The sequence below is a fragment of the Streptomyces sp. HUAS CB01 genome (assembly GCF_030406905.1).
GTDB classification, from domain to species: Bacteria; Actinomycetota; Actinomycetes; order Streptomycetales; family Streptomycetaceae; genus Streptomyces; species Streptomyces chengbuensis.
Genome location: NZ_CP129137.1, coordinates 4,302,778 through 4,318,316, shown reverse-complemented (window position 1 = coordinate 4,318,316; position 15,539 = coordinate 4,302,778). Strand labels below are relative to the sequence as shown.

The window sequence follows — 15,539 nt, the reverse complement described above, 5'->3', positions numbered from 1 at the left end:
CGCTCCGGCGATGCTGACCGGATCCCACCGGTCAGTTGCCTCCGTTGCCGTGCAGCAGCCCGGTGGCGAGGCCGATCACCACGGGGGCCACCCCGATCGCGAGAAAGGCGGGCAGGAAGCAGAGCCCCACCGGTGCGGTGATCAGCACCTGGGCGCGCTGCGCCCGGGAAGTCGCGACGCGGGCCCTCTCCGCCCGAAGCCCCGCAGCCAGTCGGGCGACCGGCTCCGCGGCCGGCGCCCCCGACGCGACCGCCTGCTCCAGGCAGCGGGCGAGACCCGCCGCACCCGGTATCTCCCCGAACCTCCCCCACGCCCGGGCCGGTTCGCTTCCCAGTCGAAGCTCGGCCGCCGTCCGCGCCAGTCGCTCTCCGACCGGTCCGCCGAGCGACTGCCCGACCGCGGACGCCGCCTCACGCGGTCCGGCTCCCGCCGAGACACACGCCGCCAGCAGTTCGGCGGCGAGCGGCAGTTGTTCGGACACCCTGCGCCCGACAGCGCCCGTCGCCCTGTCCCGTGCACGGCCCCGCTGCCACCGCCGGAGGCCGTACGCCACAGCAAGTCCCAGCAGGCATCCGGTGATTCCGCCGGCCAGGATCCAGCCGACGACCACCGTCACGAGCGGGGACGCCCAAGGCCGCCACCGCTCCGGCACGCGCACAAGGCGCCGGCGATGCGGCGTACCGGGCCGCACGGAGCTCGGCCCCAGGAGGGCGCGGAGCCGCCGGCACGCCCGCCGATGCCGCAGCCGCCCTCTGACCACCCAGGCCGCGGCCGTGCTCAGCAGAACGGCGATGCCCAGGCTCCGGACGAACTCGTCGCTCACGGCCGCTCACCGCTCCGCACGATCCGCGTTGCCCAGGAGAGCCCGACGGCCTCCAGCAGTCCGCCCACCAGAAGACAGCCCAGTCCTGCGGGACTGTGCAGCAGGACCCGCAGGGGATCCGCCCCGAGTGCCCAGCCGAGGGCCAGTCCGATCGCCGGAAGGAGGGCCAGCACCACGACCGTCGACCACGCCCCCGCCAACTGCGCCCGCAGCGAGTCGCGTTGGTCCCGCTCCGCCCTCAGGGCCTCTTCGAGGCGGTCGGTCCCCGCCGCCAGGCCGGCACCGCTGTCGACGGCGACGAGCCAGCAGGCCGCCAGCCCGGCCAGTCCGCCCGCACCCGGCTCGTGCGACGCCCGCCGCAGCTCCGCAGGCACGTCCCCGCCGAACCGGGCAGCCGCCAGCACCGCCGCCTCCGCGGCGCCCAGCGCACCGGTGGCCCGGCCCGCGGTCAGCAGCGCCTGTCCCGGCTGGCTGCCGGCCCTCAGCTCCCCCGCGATCCCACCGCACAGAGCGATCACGGCGCCGGCTCTGCGGTCCCTCGCCCTTCCCCGCTCGGACGCCCTCAGTCGCCGCCCGACCAGGGGAACCGCCACCGCGCCCGCGAGAAGCGGCAGCACCGACTCCCCGAGCACGGCCGCCACCGCGCCCACCGGCAGGCACAGCCATTCCCGCCGCAGACGGTCCACCGATCGCCGCAGGCGCTCCCAGGACCATCGTGGAGCCGGGTGCCCCGCGCCGCCGGACGCCAGCACCAGGCGCGCCCGTCGCAGGCCCTCGTCGCGGCCCGCCGTCAGGCATGCGACGGCTCCCGCGCACACCGCCGCGTACATCGCAGCCGTCGTCATCGCGTGCCCCCGATCAGGTACCGCAGCCGTTCCCAGCCGCGCTCGCGGGCGAAGTGCTCGGCACTCCAGCGCAGTGCCGGCACGGTCACCACGAGTCCCGCCGCGTCCCGCTCCAGCACATGGATCTCGGCGACCCGGCGCCCGCCGCCCCGACCCCGCACGAGATGCACCACCACCGACAGGGCCGCGGACAACTGGCTGTGCAGAGCCGCCCGGTCGAGGCCGGCGGCCGTCCCGAGGGCCTCCAGCCTGGCCGGCACGTCCGCGGCCGTGTTGGCATGGACCGTTCCGCAACCTCCGTCATGCCCCGTGTTCAACGCCGCCAGCAGATCGGTCACTTCGGCACCGCGCACCTCCCCGACGACCAGCCGGTCGGGCCGCATACGGAGTGCCTGGCGCACCAGGTCGCGAAGGGTGACCAGACCCGCGCCCTCCTGGTTTGCCGGGCGGGACTCCAGGCGCACCACGTGCGGATGGTCGGGACGGAGTTCCGCCGAGTCCTCCGCGAGCACGATGCGCTCGTGCTCTCCCACCAGTCCCAGCAGAGTGGACAGCAGGGTCGTCTTGCCGGAGCCCGTGCCGCCGCTGATCAAATACGAGACCCGCGCCTCGATCAGCGCCCTGAACAGCCGGTCGCCGCCCGGCGGTACCGTCCCTGCCGCCATCAGCTCGTGCAGGGAGAAGGCCCTCGGCCGGACGACCCTCAGCGACAGACAGGTCGACCCCACCGCCACCGGAGGCAGCACCGCGTGCATCCGTGTGCCGTCGGGCAACCGGGCGTCCACCCAGGGTCGGGCGTCGTCCAGTCGCCGCCCCGCCACGGCCGCGAGTCGCTGGGCAAGCCGGCGCACCGCTGCCGCGTCGGGGAAGCTCACGTCGGTGAGACGGAGTCCGCCGCCTCGGTCGACCCACACCCGGTCGGGTGCCGAGACGAGCACATCGGTCACGGCGGGGTCGGCGAGGAGCGGCTCCAGCGGTCCGGTGCCGACCAGTTCGCCTCGCAGTTCCTCGGCGGCGCCGAGCACCTCCGTGTCCCCCAGAAGCCGCCCCTGCGCCCGCAGCGCCGCCGCAACCCTGGCGGGGGTCGGCTCGGCCCCGCTCTCGGCGAGCCGTTGCCGTACCGCTTCGAGGAGCACCGACGTCACGCCGCACCTCCACCGGTGAGCGCCCGCGCCCAGAACGCGGAGCAGAACCTGGCCAGCGGTTCGCGCTCCCCCGCTCCCGGCGGGACTCCCGCGTCGAGATCGGCGGACAGCCCCGTCTCCAGAGGGAGTTCACCGGCCAGGGGCAGTTCCAGCGCCTCCGCCACCCACCGCTCGTCCAGCCCCGAGGTCCAGGGCCCTCGGACGACGACCCGCAGATCGCCCAGCACCATCCTGACGGTCGAGGCGACCTGCCGTGCGGCGGCCACGGCACGCAGGTCGCCCGGCACCACGAGGAGCCCGACATCCAGCTGGGCCAGTGCCTCCGCCGTCCCCTCGTCGACCCGGCGGGGCAGGTCCACGACGACGACGCCACCGCGTCTGCGTGCGGCGGCCAGGACCGACCGCATGGCCTCCGAGGGAATCGTCACCGAGTCGCCCCGGTCCCAGCTGAGCACCCGCAGCCCGTGCACCGAAGGCAGTGACTCCTCCAGCGCACCGCCCGCGACCCGGCCCCTGGACGCCGCGAAGTCCGGCCAGCGCCGCCCCTGCTGCTGCTCTCCGCCGAGGAGGACATCGAGACCGCCGCCGAGCGGGTCGCCGTCGACGAGCATCGTGCGCCTGCCCTCACGCGCCGCCGTCACCGCGAGGGCGCAGGCCAGCGTGGAGGCCCCGGCTCCGCCCCGCCCGCCGATCACACCGACGGTCAGAGCGGGCCAGCCCACGCCCTCGGCGACATCGGCGATCCTGTCGACGAGCCATCCCTCGGCATCGGGGAGCCTGATCACGCAGTCGGCGCCGATCTCCACCGCCCGACGCCACACCTGTGGATCGTCCTGGTCGCGTCCGACGAGGAGCACACCGCGTCTGCGGGTGGCGCCGACGCACCGGGCGGCCGCGTCGTCACCGACCAGGACCAGGGGTGCCGCTTCCCAGCCGCCTCTGTCCTCCGGCACCGTGTGGTGGACCTGCGGCTCGGCGCCGGCGGCGGCGCACAGCCTCAGCAGGTCGTCCAGAAGGGGCGGATCCTCCGTGATGATCAGGGGCCCCGCCCGGCGCTCCGCCGGGGCCGCCTCCCCTCCGGTCCCACCGGGCGACCCCGGCGCGGCGGTCCTCCCGGACGCTCCGGACACGATGTGTCCCAACACGACGTTCCCCCTCTCGCCGCACTGCCGCGGCGGCTCTCGCGGGGGCCGGACGACCGTCCCCGCGTGTCCCCGCACCGCTCCCACCACAGGCGGGATCGGTGCGGGATCAGTGATTCCTTCGGCCCGTGAACTTCGCGGACGGAATCACCGTGCAGGGCACCGGAAAATCGTGTGGATCTTGCTCAAAAACTGTGGACAACTCACCGCTTGTGAATATCCCGGTAGCCCATACCGGTGACTTCCGGCAGGACTTCCCCAGCGCAGCGCGACAATCACACAGGGTGACGAACGACAGCGAGCGGCGGAGCCGCCCGTTCCGGGCGTCGAGAGAGGAGGGCGACCAGCGCCGGAAGACGAAAATGCATCCGGACATGCGACGACCCCCGCCGGGGGGGAGAGCGGGGGTCGTCCCCACGGCCGACTCGGGGGGGGAGGAGTCGGACCGGGTTAGCACGGTCGCGAACGATCCGTGACTTCCATGGTGTACCCGAGAGCCTTCTCAGGCAAACCCACGCGCCCCACCTTACGCCGAATGGAGGGCGCATATGCTCTGCGTCGTGGAAAACCACTCCTTGCCGCGCACAGCCGCCTTCTTTGACCTGGACAAGACGGTCATTGCGAAGTCATCGGCGCTGACCTTCAGCAAGTCCTTCTACCACGGTGGACTGATCAACCGCCGCGCCGTGCTCAGGACGGCGTACACCCAGTTCGTCTTCCTCGCAGGCGGCGCCGACCACGACCAGATGGAGCGGATGCGCACGTACCTGTCCGCGCTCTGCAGGGGCTGGAACGTGCAGCAGGTGAAGGAGATCGTCGCCGAGACCCTGCACGATCTGATCGACCCGATCATCTACGACGAGGCGGCCTCTCTGATCGAGGAGCACCACACCGCCGGCCGCGACGTCGTCATCGTCTCGAGTTCGGGCGCCGAGGTGGTCGAGCCGATCGGCGAGCTCCTGGGCGCCGACCGCGTGGTGGCGACGCGGATGGTGGTCGGCGACGACGGCTGCTTCACCGGCGAGGTGGAGTACTACGCGTACGGTCCCACCAAGGCCGAGGCGGTGAAGGAACTCGCCGCGTCCGAGGGGTACGACCTCGAACGGTGCTACGCCTACAGCGACTCCATCACCGACGTCCCGATGCTGGAGGCCGTGGGTCATCCGTACGCGGTCAATCCCGACCGGACGCTGCGCCGTGAGGCGTCCTCAAGGGGCTGGCCGGTTCTCGTCTTCAATCGGCCGGTCCGACTGAAGCAGCGCATCCCGGGGTTCACGATGCCCCCGCGCCCCGCGCTCCTCGCCGCCGCGGCGGTGGGAGCGGCGGCGGCCACCGCCGGGCTCGTCTGGTATGCCAACCGGCGCCGAAGCGCCGCCGCCTTTGCCCGCATTTGAGATTGAAAGTAAAAAGTGCGGTCAGGGGTTCCGCTTGTCGTACGGCTGGAGTACAAAGGAGTTAACGGCCCGCGAGACCTGGGACATCCGAGAGGATCACCTTCTACGCAACAAAGGCCCCACGGACCGAGCATGGACGCTGAGCACCCACGCGACGTCGACCCGTCGATTACGGGCCAGCCGCACCAGGTGACGGGCAAAGTTCCCGACCTGATGGGCAACATATCGAGGACGCTTGGTAACTTGGCCGACATGCCAGCGGCGGTACCACCCGGTACCGCCGCAACCCCTTGTGTCCGGTCTTTTCCCGCGCTCAACGCCCTTGACCGCCGGGCTCCCTGGCTCGTCCGGACGACGTCACGCAGCCCCGCGCTGAAGTGCCTCGCACACGGCCGTGGACTCCCGTACACCGAGTTCGACCGCGCGGCCGCAGTGCGCGATCCAGGCGCTCACGCCCTCCGGAGTCCCGGACAGATACCCGTCGAACGCCTCGAGGTACGCCGTCCGGCCGAGCTCGGCGTGACCGACCTCGGCGGGGCAGATCGACTTGGGGTCCAGTCCGCTGCCGACCAGGACGATGCGCTCCGCCGTCCGGGCGACCAGCCCGTTGGCCGAGGAGAACGGGCGCAGGGCCAGCAGTTCGCCGTGCACGACGGCGGCCATCACCAGCGCAGGGGCCGAACTTCCCGCGATGACCAGCCCCGAGAGCCCGTCGAGCCGCCCGGCGACCTCGTCCGCGCCCGGCAGCGGCGCCTCGATGAGCGGCTCGTCGACCTTCTCCCCAGCGAGCCGCGGCCGGCCGACCGTCTCGTCGGGAGCGGCACCGCCCTCCGCGACCAGGTGCAGCCGGGCCAGCACGCGCAGCGGGGACTGCCGCCAGATGGACAGCAACTGACCCGCCTCCGCCGTCAGCCGGAGCGCGGCCCCGACGGTACGGGCTTCCGCCTCCCCGCCGAAGTCGGTGCGCCGGCGCACCTCCTCCAAGGCCCAGTCCGCGCCGGAGAGCGCCGCGGACGCCCGGGCGCCACGGAGCGCGGCCTCGGAGGTGACCTCGTTGCTGCGGCGCCGCATGACGCGGTGCCCGTAGACCCGGTCGACGGCCTTGCGCACGGAGTCCACGGCGTCCGCGACCCCGGGAAGGTCACCCAGCGCGGCCAAGGGGTCAGAGGCGTTCGTACTCATAAGTAGGGAGGCTACGCGCACCGCGCCCCGCACCCCACGTTGGAGTGGTCTTCTTCACGCACTTCGACCACGGCGAGCGATCGTCCCGCTACCGTAGGTGAACATGAAGATCGCTTTCGTAGGGAAGGGCGGTAGCGGCAAGACGACGCTGTCCTCGCTCTTCATCCGCCACCTCGCCGCCCAGCAGGCCCACGTCGTCGCAGTGGACGCCGACATCAACCAGCACCTGGGCGCCGCCCTCGGGCTCGACGAGCAGGAGGCCGCGGAGCTGCCCGCGATGGGTGCACACCTGCCGCTCATCAAGGAGTACCTGCGCGGCACCAACCCGCGGATCACGTCCGCGGAGACGATGATCAAGACGACGCCGCCGGGTGAAGGTTCGCGGCTGCTCCGCGTCCGCGAGGACAACCCGGTCTACGGGGCCTGTGCCCGGACGGTGCGGCTCGACGACGGGCAGATCCGGCTGATGGCGACCGGCCCCTTCACCGAGTCCGACCTCGGCGTCGCCTGCTACCACTCCAAGGTCGGGGCGGTGGAGCTGTGCCTCAACCATCTCGTCGACGGCCCCGACGAATACGTCGTCGTCGACATGACGGCGGGCTCCGACTCCTTCGCCTCCGGCATGTTCACCCGTTTCGACATGACGTTCCTCGTGGCCGAGCCGACCCGCAAGGGCGTCTCGGTCTACCGGCAGTACAAGGAGTACGCGCGGGACTTCGGCGTCGCGCTCAGGGTCGTCGGCAACAAGGTCCAGGGCCCTGACGATCTCGACTTCCTGCGCGACGAGGTGGGTGACGACCTTCTCGTGACCGTCGGGCACTCGGACTGGGTGCGATCGATGGAGAAGGGCCGTCCGCCCCGGTTCGCGCAACTCGAGGAGCCCAACCGGGACGCGCTGCGCACGCTCCTGCGGGCGGCCGACGCGTCGTACGGGCGGCGCGACTGGGTGCGGTACACCCGGCAGATGGTGCAGTTCCATCTGAAGAACGCCGAGAGCTGGGGCAATGCGAAGACGGGGGCCGACCTGGCCGCGCAGGTCGACCCCGACTTCGTGCTCGGCGAGCACGCCGCGCAGTTCAGCGCGCCGCAACCGGCCTGATCGCCGCGGGGCCGTCGTGCGCCAGCCGGTCCGGGGCGGACCCGGCGCCCGCGGCCGGCCAGACCAGACCCGTCCGGCCCACGGCGGGGGCCCCGTCCCCGGCGGAGGCGGCCTCGGCGGCCCTCGCCCCGGGGGCGGGCTTCGCCTCCGCGGCTCCACCGGCCCCGGTCGCACCGGGTCCGGCCGGCGGCCGGGCCGTGACCGACCCGGCCCCGGTGCCGGCTCCGGCCGCCGCGCTGCCGCCCGGCTTGTCGGAACCCGAGGTGGCGGTCGGGAAGTTCTTCCAGCCGCCGCTCGGCGCCCGGCCGACCGGCAGGGTGCGCAGTTGCCTCAGCACCTCGGGGTCCTGGGCGTCCAGCCAGTCGACGAGCTGCCGGAACGACACGCACCGCACGTCACGCTGCACGCAGACGTACCCGATGGTCTGCTCGACGGCGCGCATGTACGTGCCGCCGTTCCACGACTCGAAGTGGTTGCCGATGATGAGCGGCGCACGGTTGCCCTTGTAGGCGCGATCGAAGCCCTTGATCAGCCCGTCGCGCATCTGGTTCCCCCAGAGCGTGTGCATGCTGGGGGCGCCCTTGGCTGTACCCGACTGGTTGATCATGAAGTTGTAGTCCATGGACAGCGTCTCGAAGGCGCGGCCGGGCACGGGGACCATCTGCAGGGAAAGGTCCCACAGGCCGTGCTTCCTGTCCGGCCAGATCTGCTCGCTGATGCCGCTGCTGTCGTAGCGGAAGCCCTGCTTCGCCGCGACCCGCAGGAAGTTGTCACGTCCTTCGAGGCAGGGCGTGCGGGCGCCGATGAGCTCCCGGTCGTAGTCGAACGGCAGCGACTGCTCGCGCGGCAGGCCCGCGTTGGTCCGCCACTTCTTCACGAACGACCTGGCCTGGGCGAGTTCGCTCTTCCACTCCTCCGGCGTCCAGGTGGCACCACCGCCCACCGGCCCGCAGAAGTGGCCGTTGAAGTGGGTGCCGATCTCGTTCCCGTCCAACCAGGCAGCGCGCAGCTCGCGGACGGTGGCCTTGATGCCCTTGGTGTCGTTGAAGCCGATGTCGGAGCGGCCCCGTTCGTGCCGGGGCGGGTCGTACAACTCGGCCTTCGACTCGGGCAACAGGTACACGCCACTCAGGAAGTACGTCATCGTGATGCCGTGCTTCTTGCCCACTTCCCTGAAGTGGGAGAAGAGCTTCGTGCTGTCCTCGCCGGCCCCGTCCCAGGAGAACACCACGAACTGCGGCGGCTTCTGACCCGGTTTCAGCCGTTCTGGGCGCGCCAGGCCCGGCTGGGCCCCGGTGTACGAGGTCGAGCCGTCCCCGATCTGGCCCAACTGGTTCCCCAGGGCGCCCGAGAGCCCCGACCCGTCGCCACCGGAGCACGCGGCGAGGCCCATGACGAGCGCGGTGGCCACGGCACCGAGGACAGCCTTCCGTGCGGCGGGCAGCATCCGTCCACCCTCTTCCGTCGTGTGCGGTGATGTGCGACCAGTACGCCGATATGACTGTGAACCAGAACAAACTCTCACCGGACCGCACGAATCAGCGGAGACAGGCCGAGCCGGAATGACTAATCACCGGATGGAGTGAACGAACGCCCCATTCGACCCTGAATATCAGATTCCGGTCTTTACTCTTCATGACGGTTCATTTACCGAGAGTTGGAACTGTGACCGAGTCCGGCTCCGGGCATTCGAGCATTCCGCCGCGAGCATTCCGCCAGCCGTGACGAAGCGGTCGCTCCCGCTGCGGTGGCGTCGGACGGCATCGCCCGTCGGACGGCGGTCGTCCGCGGAGGAGGAGCCCCGGGAGGCGACCTCGCCCGGGCCACACCGGGGTGAACCACCCCGGTGTGGCATACGTGAGTACGGGTGGCCCCTTCCCCCACCGCCCGGGGAGAAGGGGCCGCTTGCCCGGGACGAGCGACCTGGCGTCCCACCAGCCGCTCCAGCCCACAATAGGTCTAAACCAATTTCCTGAAGGCCCTTGTCACCCGGCCCTCCGCCTGATGAGCTATGGCCTGGGACACATAGGCACATAGGACGCCCTGGGAAAGGGAGATGTCGTGAGCAACGAGAGCCTGGCCAACCTCTTGAAGGAAGAGCGGCGGTTCGCACCGCCGGCCGAGCTGGCCGCCCACGCCAACGTGACGGCGGGGGCGTACGAGCAGGCCGCGGCGGACAGGCTCGGCTTCTGGGCCGAGCAGGCGCGCCGGCTCACCTGGGCCCAGGAGCCGACCGAGATCCTGGACTGGTCGAACCCGCCCTTCGCGAAGTGGTTCAGCGACGGCAGGCTCAACGTCGCGTACAACTGCGTGGACCGCCACGTCGAGGCCGGGCACGGGGACCGCGTCGCCATCCACTTCGAGGGCGAGCCGGGCGACAGCCGCTCCCTCACCTACGCCGAACTCAAGGACGAGGTCTCCAGGGCCGCCAACGCCCTGACGGAGCTGGGCGTCCGCAAGGGCGACCGGGTCGCGGTCTACATGCCCATGATCCCCGAGGCCGCCGTGGCGATGCTGGCCTGCGCCCGGATCGGCGCCGCACACTCGGTGGTCTTCGGCGGCTTCTCGGCGGACGCCGTGGCCTCCCGCATCCAGGACGCCGACGCCAAGCTGGTCATCACCGCCGACGGCGGCTACCGCCGCGGCAAGCCCAGCGCGCTCAAGCCCGCCATCGACGAAGCGGTGGCCAAGTGCCCGCAGGTCGAGCACGTGCTGGTGGTCCGCCGCACCGGCCAGGACACCGCGATCACCGAGGGCAGGGACGTGTGGTGGCACGACGTCGTCGGCCGTCAGCCGGCCGAGCACACCCCCGAGGCGTTCGAAGCGGAGCACCCGCTCTTCATCCTGTACACGTCCGGCACGACGGGTAAGCCGAAGGGGATCCTGCACACCTCCGGCGGCTACCTCACCCAGGCGGCCTACACCCACCACGCCGTCTTCGACCTCAAGCCGGAGACGGACGTCTACTGGTGCACGGCCGACATCGGCTGGGTGACCGGCCACTCGTACATCGTGTACGGGCCCCTGGCCAACGGCGCGACGCAGGTGATGTACGAGGGCACCCCCGACACCCCGCACCAGGGCCGCTTCTGGGAGATCGTCCAGAAGTACGGCGTCACGATCCTCTACACGGCGCCGACGGCGATCCGCACGTTCATGAAGTGGGGCGACGACATCCCCGCCAAGTTCGACCTGTCGAGCCTGCGGGTCCTCGGTTCGGTCGGTGAACCCATCAACCCCGAGGCGTGGATCTGGTACCGGGAGCACATCGGCGGCGGCTCCACCCCCATCGTGGACACCTGGTGGCAGACCGAGACCGGCGCCATGATGATCTCGCCGCTGCCCGGCGTCACCGAGACCAAGCCCGGCTCGGCCCAGCGACCGCTGCCCGGCATCGCCGCGACCGTCGTCGACGACGAGGGCCGCGAAGTGCCCGACGGCGGCGGTGGCTACCTGGTCCTCACCGAGCCGTGGCCCTCGATGCTCCGCACCATCTGGGGTGACGACCAGCGCTTCCTCGACACGTACTGGTCGCGCTTCGAGGGCCGGTACTTCGCGGGCGACGGCGCGAAGAAGGACGACGACGGCGACATCTGGCTGCTGGGCCGCGTCGACGACGTCATGCTCGTCTCCGGCCACAACATCTCGACGACCGAGGTCGAGTCGGCCCTGGTCTCGCACCCCAAGGTCGCCGAGGCGGCCGTCGTCGGCGCGGCCGACGAGACCACGGGCCAGGCCATCGTGGCGTTCGTGATCCTGCGCGGCACCGCGAGCGAGGACGAGAACCTCGTCGCCGAGCTGCGCAACCACGTCGGGGCGACGCTCGGACCGATCGCCAAGCCCAAGCGCGTGCTGCCGGTGGCCGAGCTGCCCAAGACCCGCTCCGGCAAGATCATGCGCCGGCTGCTGCGGGACGTCGCGGAGAACCGGCAGCTCGGTGACGTCACGACCCTCACCGACTCCTCGGTGATGGACCTCATCCAGTCCAAGCTGCCGACGGCTGCCTCGGAGGACTGAGCCCGCAGTCCACCGTGAGGGGCACCCGGAGCGAACGCGCCGGGTGCCCCTTTTGCGCCTATGGTGAAGATCAACCGTACGTACCCGGTACACCCGACGAAGTGATTAGGTAGGGTAAGGAACCGCATCAGAGATGCGTCAGGAAAACCGAGGTGCGCCGGGAAGTCTGGTCGGCATGTGCTTTGCCGTGCCTATCCGACCGGAGGTCCCCACTCGTGGCAGCGCCGACCCCCAGCCCCCGTAAGTTCCTCGGACGCCTTTCGCTCCCCGAGCGGAACTTCGTGGCGGAAGCACTGCGCACCGAGACCGTCGGCGGAGTCCTCCTGCTCGTCGCCGCCGTCGCCGCACTTCTCTGGGCCAACACCCCGCTCGGCCGCAGCTACGAGGCCGTGGCCGACTTCCACCTGGGCCCCGCGTCGCTCGGGCTCGATCTGTCCGTCCAGCACTGGGCGGCCGACGGACTTCTCGCGATCTTCTTCTTCGTCGCCGGGATCGAGCTCAAGCGGGAACTCGTCGCCGGCGAACTGCGCGACCCCAAGGCCGCCGCGCTCCCCGTCATCGCCGCCGTCTGCGGCATGGCGGCCCCCGCGCTCGTCTACACGCTGGTCAGCACCGCCGGCGGCGGTTCGCTGGCGGGCTGGGCGGTGCCCACCGCCACCGACATCGCCTTCGCCCTCGCCGTGCTCGCGGTGATCGGCACGTCGCTGCCGTCCGCGATCCGCGCGTTCCTCCTGACCCTCGCCGTCGTCGACGACCTCTTCGCGATCCTGATCATCGCGATCTTCTTCACCAGCGACCTGAACTTCGCCGCGCTCGGCGGAGCGGTGGTCGGCCTCGTGGTCTTCTGGTTCCTGCTGCACAAGGGCGTGCGCGGCTGGTACGTGTACGTCCCGCTGGCCCTCGTCGTCTGGGGGCTCATGTACAACAGCGGCGTCCACGCCACGATCGCCGGCGTCGCCATGGGCCTCATGCTGCGCTGCACCCGGCGCGAGGGCGAGGAGCACTCCCCCGGCGAGCACATCGAGCATCTGGTGCGGCCGATCTCCGCCGGCATCGCCGTACCGCTGTTCGCTCTGTTCTCGGCGGGTGTCAGCGTCTCCGGCAGCGCCCTGCACGCCGTCTTCACCCGTCCCGAGACCCTGGGTGTCCTGATCGGTCTGGTGGCCGGCAAGTCCATCGGCATCTTCGGCGGCACCTGGCTGGCCGCCCGCTTCACCAGGGCCGAGCTCAACGAGGAGCTGGCCTGGCCCGACGTCTTCGCGGTCGCGTCGCTGGCCGGCATCGGCTTCACCGTCTCCCTGCTCATCGGCGAGCTGGCCTTCGCCGGGGACGCCGTCCTGACCGACGAGGTCAAGGCGGCGGTGCTCCTCGGCTCCCTGATCGCCGCGGTGATCGCCTGTGTGCTGCTGAAACTGCGGGTACGCAAGTACCAGGCCCTGTGCGAGGCGGAGGAGCGCGACGAGGACCAGGACGGCATTCCGGATGTGTACGAACAGGACAACCCGGAGTATCACCTGCGGATGGCCGAGATCTACGAGAAGAAGGCCGCGGAGCACCGGCGGAGGGCGGAAGTCGCGGGTGCGTCGCGCGCCGACGGCGACAGTCCGGCATGATCTGACAGCAGATCCGAAGCAGAGATGAGGGGAGTCACCGATGAGCGACCCCGGCAGGAGCACCACCGTCGTCGAAGCCGCGGGCGATGTGGTCGGACCGGTTCGGCTGGCCGGCGCCGACAAGACCATGGGACAGCTGGTGGCGTCCGCGACCGCCGAGATGTCCGCCCTGGTGCACGACGAGATCGCGCTGGCCAAGGCCGAGCTCAGGCAGGACGTCAAGCGGGGCGTGACGGGCGGTGTGGCCGGCACGGTCGCCGGTGTGCTCGCCCTGTTCTCCCTGCCGGTGCTGAGCTTCGCCGCGGCGTACGGCATCCACAACCTCGGCCTGGGACTCGCCTGGTCGTTCCTGATCGTGGGAGCGGCCTTCCTGCTGCTGGCGGGCCTGGCGGCGCTGCTGGCCATGACCAAGTTCAAGAAGGTCAAGCCGCCGGAGCGCTCCATCGCCTCGGCCAAGCGGACCGCCGCAGTGCTCCAGAACGCCAAGCCGCACCCCCGTGGAGCGAAGGACCCGTCCACATCTGTGGCACGCTCGTCCGCATGACGGCACCCGATACGCCCTCTGTCGGCAACGGAAACAGCACCGGAAACGGCGGCCCCGTACGGATCGATGGCCCCTGGACCCATCGGGACGTGGCGGCCAACGGTGCGCGCTTCCACATCGCGGAGCTGGGCGACGGGCCGCTGGTGCTGCTCCTGCACGGCTTCCCGCAGTTCTGGTGGACGTGGCGGCACCAGCTCACCGCGCTGGCCGACGCCGGCTTCCGCGCGGTCGCGATGGACCTCCGCGGCGTCGGGGGCAGCGACCGTACGCCCCGGGGTTACGACCCGGCGAACCTCGCGCTCGACATCACCGGCGTCGTGCGGTCCCTCGGCGAACCCGACGCGGCCCTCGTCGGCCACGACCTCGGCGGCTACCTCGCCTGGACGGCGGCCGTGATGCGGCCCAAGCTCGTCCGCCGGCTCGTGGTCTCCTCGATGCCGCACCCGCGCCGCTGGCGTTCCTCGATGCTCGGCGACTTCGCCCAGAGCCGTGCCGGATCGTACGTGTGGGGCTTCCAGCGTCCGTGGCTGCCGGAGCGTCAGCTCCTCGCGGACGAGGCGGCCTTGGTGGGCCGGTTGATCCGGGAGTGGTCCGGTCCGCGCCCGCCCGAGGAGGAGACGCTCGACGTCTACCGCCGGGCCATGTCCATCCCGTCGACGGCGCATTGCTCGATCGAGCCGTACCGGTGGATGGTGCGGTCGCTGGCGCGTCCGGACGGCATCCAGTTCAACCGCAGGATGAAGCGTCCGGTACGGGTTCCGACGCTCCATCTCCACGGTTCGCTGGACCCGGCGATGCGCACGCGCAGCGCGGCGGGCTCCGGGCAGTACGTCGAAGCCCCGTACCGCTGGAGGCTGTTCGACGGGCTGGGCCACTTCCCCCATGAGGAGGACCCGGTGGCGTTCTCCAACGAGCTCATCAACTGGCTGAAGGACCCCGAGCCGGACCGCTGATCCCGGGCCCGGACGCCGCTCCGGGCCGCGCGTCACCGCGGTGCGCTCCGGCTCACCGGGGCCGCCTCGGTCGACTTGACCGCCGCACATCCGCACGCCGGAGCGGTCGCCCCGCGAACGGGTGTGCGGTAAACGGGGATTGCCTCGCGCATAGGCCAATTGGCGGGCCCCGATGCGGTTACCGACCTTGGGGCACGGGCACACGTCGGGGTATGGGCTGGACGCACGACTACGGTGACACAGCACGCAACTCCCGCTCGGCCTCCGCGCCGCTGGCGGACGAAAGGGGCGGCCCCCAGGGGCGGGGCCATGATCCCCGTCTCGGGATTCCGCGCATCCTCCGGCGCCGGGCCCGCTGGGTCTCGGCGCGACTGCGCCATCCTCGCGGCTGACGGCGTCACACCGCCGTCCGCGTCACCTGCTCACGCTCCACGGGGCGGACCCGCCTGTGGGCGCGGAACCCCGCACAGGGAGTACCGGCCTCCCCGGCACAGCTGTGCGCACGGGGCCGGTCGCCTGCACGCGGACTCCGCTCGCCTCCGCTGAGCCACGGCACCTGCGGCGCGACCGGACCGGCTGACGAACGGCACACGCCACGCCTCCGGGTTCGGCCGACGCACGGGGAAGCGGCCTCGGTCCGGAGCGGCTACGCCGGCAGGCGCGCCCTGCGTCCGGTGCCGGGACCCCACGGCGGCCCCGGCGGCGTGCCCGCGGCCGGCGGACACCGGCGCGCACCGCCGGCGCCGGGCGGCGCCCGGCGATGCCGGTCGTCGCGCGTGCCC

The 15,539-nt window shown here is 71.6% G+C and carries 13 protein-coding genes; 7 read left to right on the top strand and 6 right to left on the bottom strand.

Features of this window, described 5'->3' with window-relative positions:
* Positions 1-31 precede the first annotated feature (31 nt).
* From QRN89_RS19165 to ssd, 4 genes are read right to left on the bottom strand one after another with little or no spacing between them, the layout of a single operon-like run.
* Positions 32-823, bottom strand: a complete 792-nt coding sequence (locus QRN89_RS19165) for a type II secretion system F family protein (protein ID WP_290350639.1) — start codon at positions 821-823, stop codon at positions 32-34.
* On the bottom strand, positions 820-1,668 hold the full coding sequence (locus QRN89_RS19160) for a type II secretion system F family protein (RefSeq protein ID WP_290350638.1): 849 nt from the start codon (positions 1,666-1,668) through the stop codon (positions 820-822). Before QRN89_RS19160 ends, QRN89_RS19165 begins: the two co-directional genes overlap by 4 nt.
* Positions 1,665-2,813, bottom strand: coding sequence for a TadA family conjugal transfer-associated ATPase (locus QRN89_RS19155; RefSeq protein ID WP_290350637.1), 1,149 nt, complete (start codon positions 2,811-2,813; stop codon positions 1,665-1,667). The genes QRN89_RS19160 and QRN89_RS19155 overlap by 4 nt, the downstream gene beginning before the upstream one ends.
* Positions 2,810-3,946, bottom strand: a complete 1,137-nt coding sequence (gene ssd, locus QRN89_RS19150) for a septum site-determining protein Ssd (RefSeq protein WP_290353773.1) — start codon at positions 3,944-3,946, stop codon at positions 2,810-2,812. The genes QRN89_RS19155 and ssd overlap by 4 nt, the downstream gene beginning before the upstream one ends.
* A gap of 557 nt (positions 3,947-4,503) precedes the next feature.
* Between ssd and QRN89_RS19145 the strand changes: the two genes are divergently transcribed.
* Positions 4,504-5,349: an HAD family hydrolase gene (locus QRN89_RS19145; protein ID WP_290350636.1), complete on the top strand. Its 846-nt coding sequence runs from the start codon at positions 4,504-4,506 to the stop codon at positions 5,347-5,349.
* 357 nt (positions 5,350-5,706) lie between these two features.
* On the opposite strand, the gene QRN89_RS19140 is transcribed toward QRN89_RS19145, so the two are convergent.
* Positions 5,707-6,531 (bottom strand): Fic family protein, encoded by an 825-nt coding sequence (locus QRN89_RS19140; protein ID WP_290350635.1) that lies wholly within the window; start codon positions 6,529-6,531, stop codon positions 5,707-5,709.
* Positions 6,532-6,634: 103 nt separating this feature from the next.
* Between QRN89_RS19140 and QRN89_RS19135 the strand changes: the two genes are divergently transcribed.
* Positions 6,635-7,630 carry an ATP-binding protein gene (locus QRN89_RS19135; protein WP_290350634.1) on the top strand — a complete coding sequence of 332 codons (996 nt, stop codon included), beginning with the start codon at positions 6,635-6,637 and terminating at the stop codon, positions 7,628-7,630.
* On the opposite strand, the gene QRN89_RS19130 is transcribed toward QRN89_RS19135, so the two are convergent.
* Positions 7,608-9,077, bottom strand: a complete 1,470-nt coding sequence (locus QRN89_RS19130) for a polysaccharide deacetylase family protein (protein ID WP_290350633.1) — start codon at positions 9,075-9,077, stop codon at positions 7,608-7,610. The genes QRN89_RS19135 and QRN89_RS19130 overlap by 23 nt on opposite strands.
* A gap of 614 nt (positions 9,078-9,691) precedes the next feature.
* Here QRN89_RS19130 and acs point away from each other — a divergent pair.
* The 5 genes from acs to QRN89_RS19105 all read left to right on the top strand — a co-directional run bounded on the left by acs (position 9,692) and on the right by QRN89_RS19105 (position 15,149).
* Positions 9,692-11,647: an acetate--CoA ligase gene (gene acs / locus QRN89_RS19125; RefSeq protein ID WP_290350632.1), complete on the top strand. Its 1,956-nt coding sequence runs from the start codon at positions 9,692-9,694 to the stop codon at positions 11,645-11,647.
* Positions 11,648-11,862: 215 nt separating this feature from the next.
* Positions 11,863-13,260 carry a Na+/H+ antiporter NhaA gene (nhaA, locus tag QRN89_RS19120; protein ID WP_290350631.1) on the top strand — a complete coding sequence of 466 codons (1,398 nt, stop codon included), beginning with the start codon at positions 11,863-11,865 and terminating at the stop codon, positions 13,258-13,260.
* 40 nt (positions 13,261-13,300) lie between these two features.
* Positions 13,301-13,804 (top strand): phage holin family protein, encoded by a 504-nt coding sequence (locus QRN89_RS19115; RefSeq protein ID WP_390701196.1) that lies wholly within the window; start codon positions 13,301-13,303, stop codon positions 13,802-13,804.
* A complete protein-coding gene (locus QRN89_RS19110; RefSeq protein ID WP_290350630.1) occupies positions 13,801-14,757 on the top strand; it encodes an alpha/beta fold hydrolase in 957 nt (318 codons plus the stop codon). The genes QRN89_RS19115 and QRN89_RS19110 overlap by 4 nt, the downstream gene beginning before the upstream one ends.
* A gap of 212 nt (positions 14,758-14,969) precedes the next feature.
* Positions 14,970-15,149, top strand: coding sequence for a hypothetical protein (locus QRN89_RS19105; protein ID WP_290350629.1), 180 nt, complete (start codon positions 14,970-14,972; stop codon positions 15,147-15,149).
* The last annotated feature ends 390 nt before the right edge of the window (positions 15,150-15,539 follow it).

Coding starts and splice junctions, on each gene's coding strand:
- QRN89_RS19115 (WP_390701196.1), top strand. CDS start 13,301: ATGAGCGACCCCGGCAGGAGCACCACCGTCGTCGAAGCCGCGGGCGAT.
- QRN89_RS19145 (WP_290350636.1), top strand. CDS start 4,504: ATGCTCTGCGTCGTGGAAAACCACTCCTTGCCGCGCACAGCCGCCTTC.
- QRN89_RS19110 (WP_290350630.1), top strand. CDS start 13,801: ATGACGGCACCCGATACGCCCTCTGTCGGCAACGGAAACAGCACCGGA.
- QRN89_RS19105 (WP_290350629.1), top strand. CDS start 14,970: ATGGGCTGGACGCACGACTACGGTGACACAGCACGCAACTCCCGCTCG.
- QRN89_RS19140 (WP_290350635.1), bottom strand. CDS start 6,531: ATGAGTACGAACGCCTCTGACCCCTTGGCCGCGCTGGGTGACCTTCCC.
- QRN89_RS19135 (WP_290350634.1), top strand. CDS start 6,635: ATGAAGATCGCTTTCGTAGGGAAGGGCGGTAGCGGCAAGACGACGCTG.
- QRN89_RS19130 (WP_290350633.1), bottom strand. CDS start 9,077: ATGCTGCCCGCCGCACGGAAGGCTGTCCTCGGTGCCGTGGCCACCGCG.
- QRN89_RS19160 (WP_290350638.1), bottom strand. CDS start 1,668: ATGACGACGGCTGCGATGTACGCGGCGGTGTGCGCGGGAGCCGTCGCA.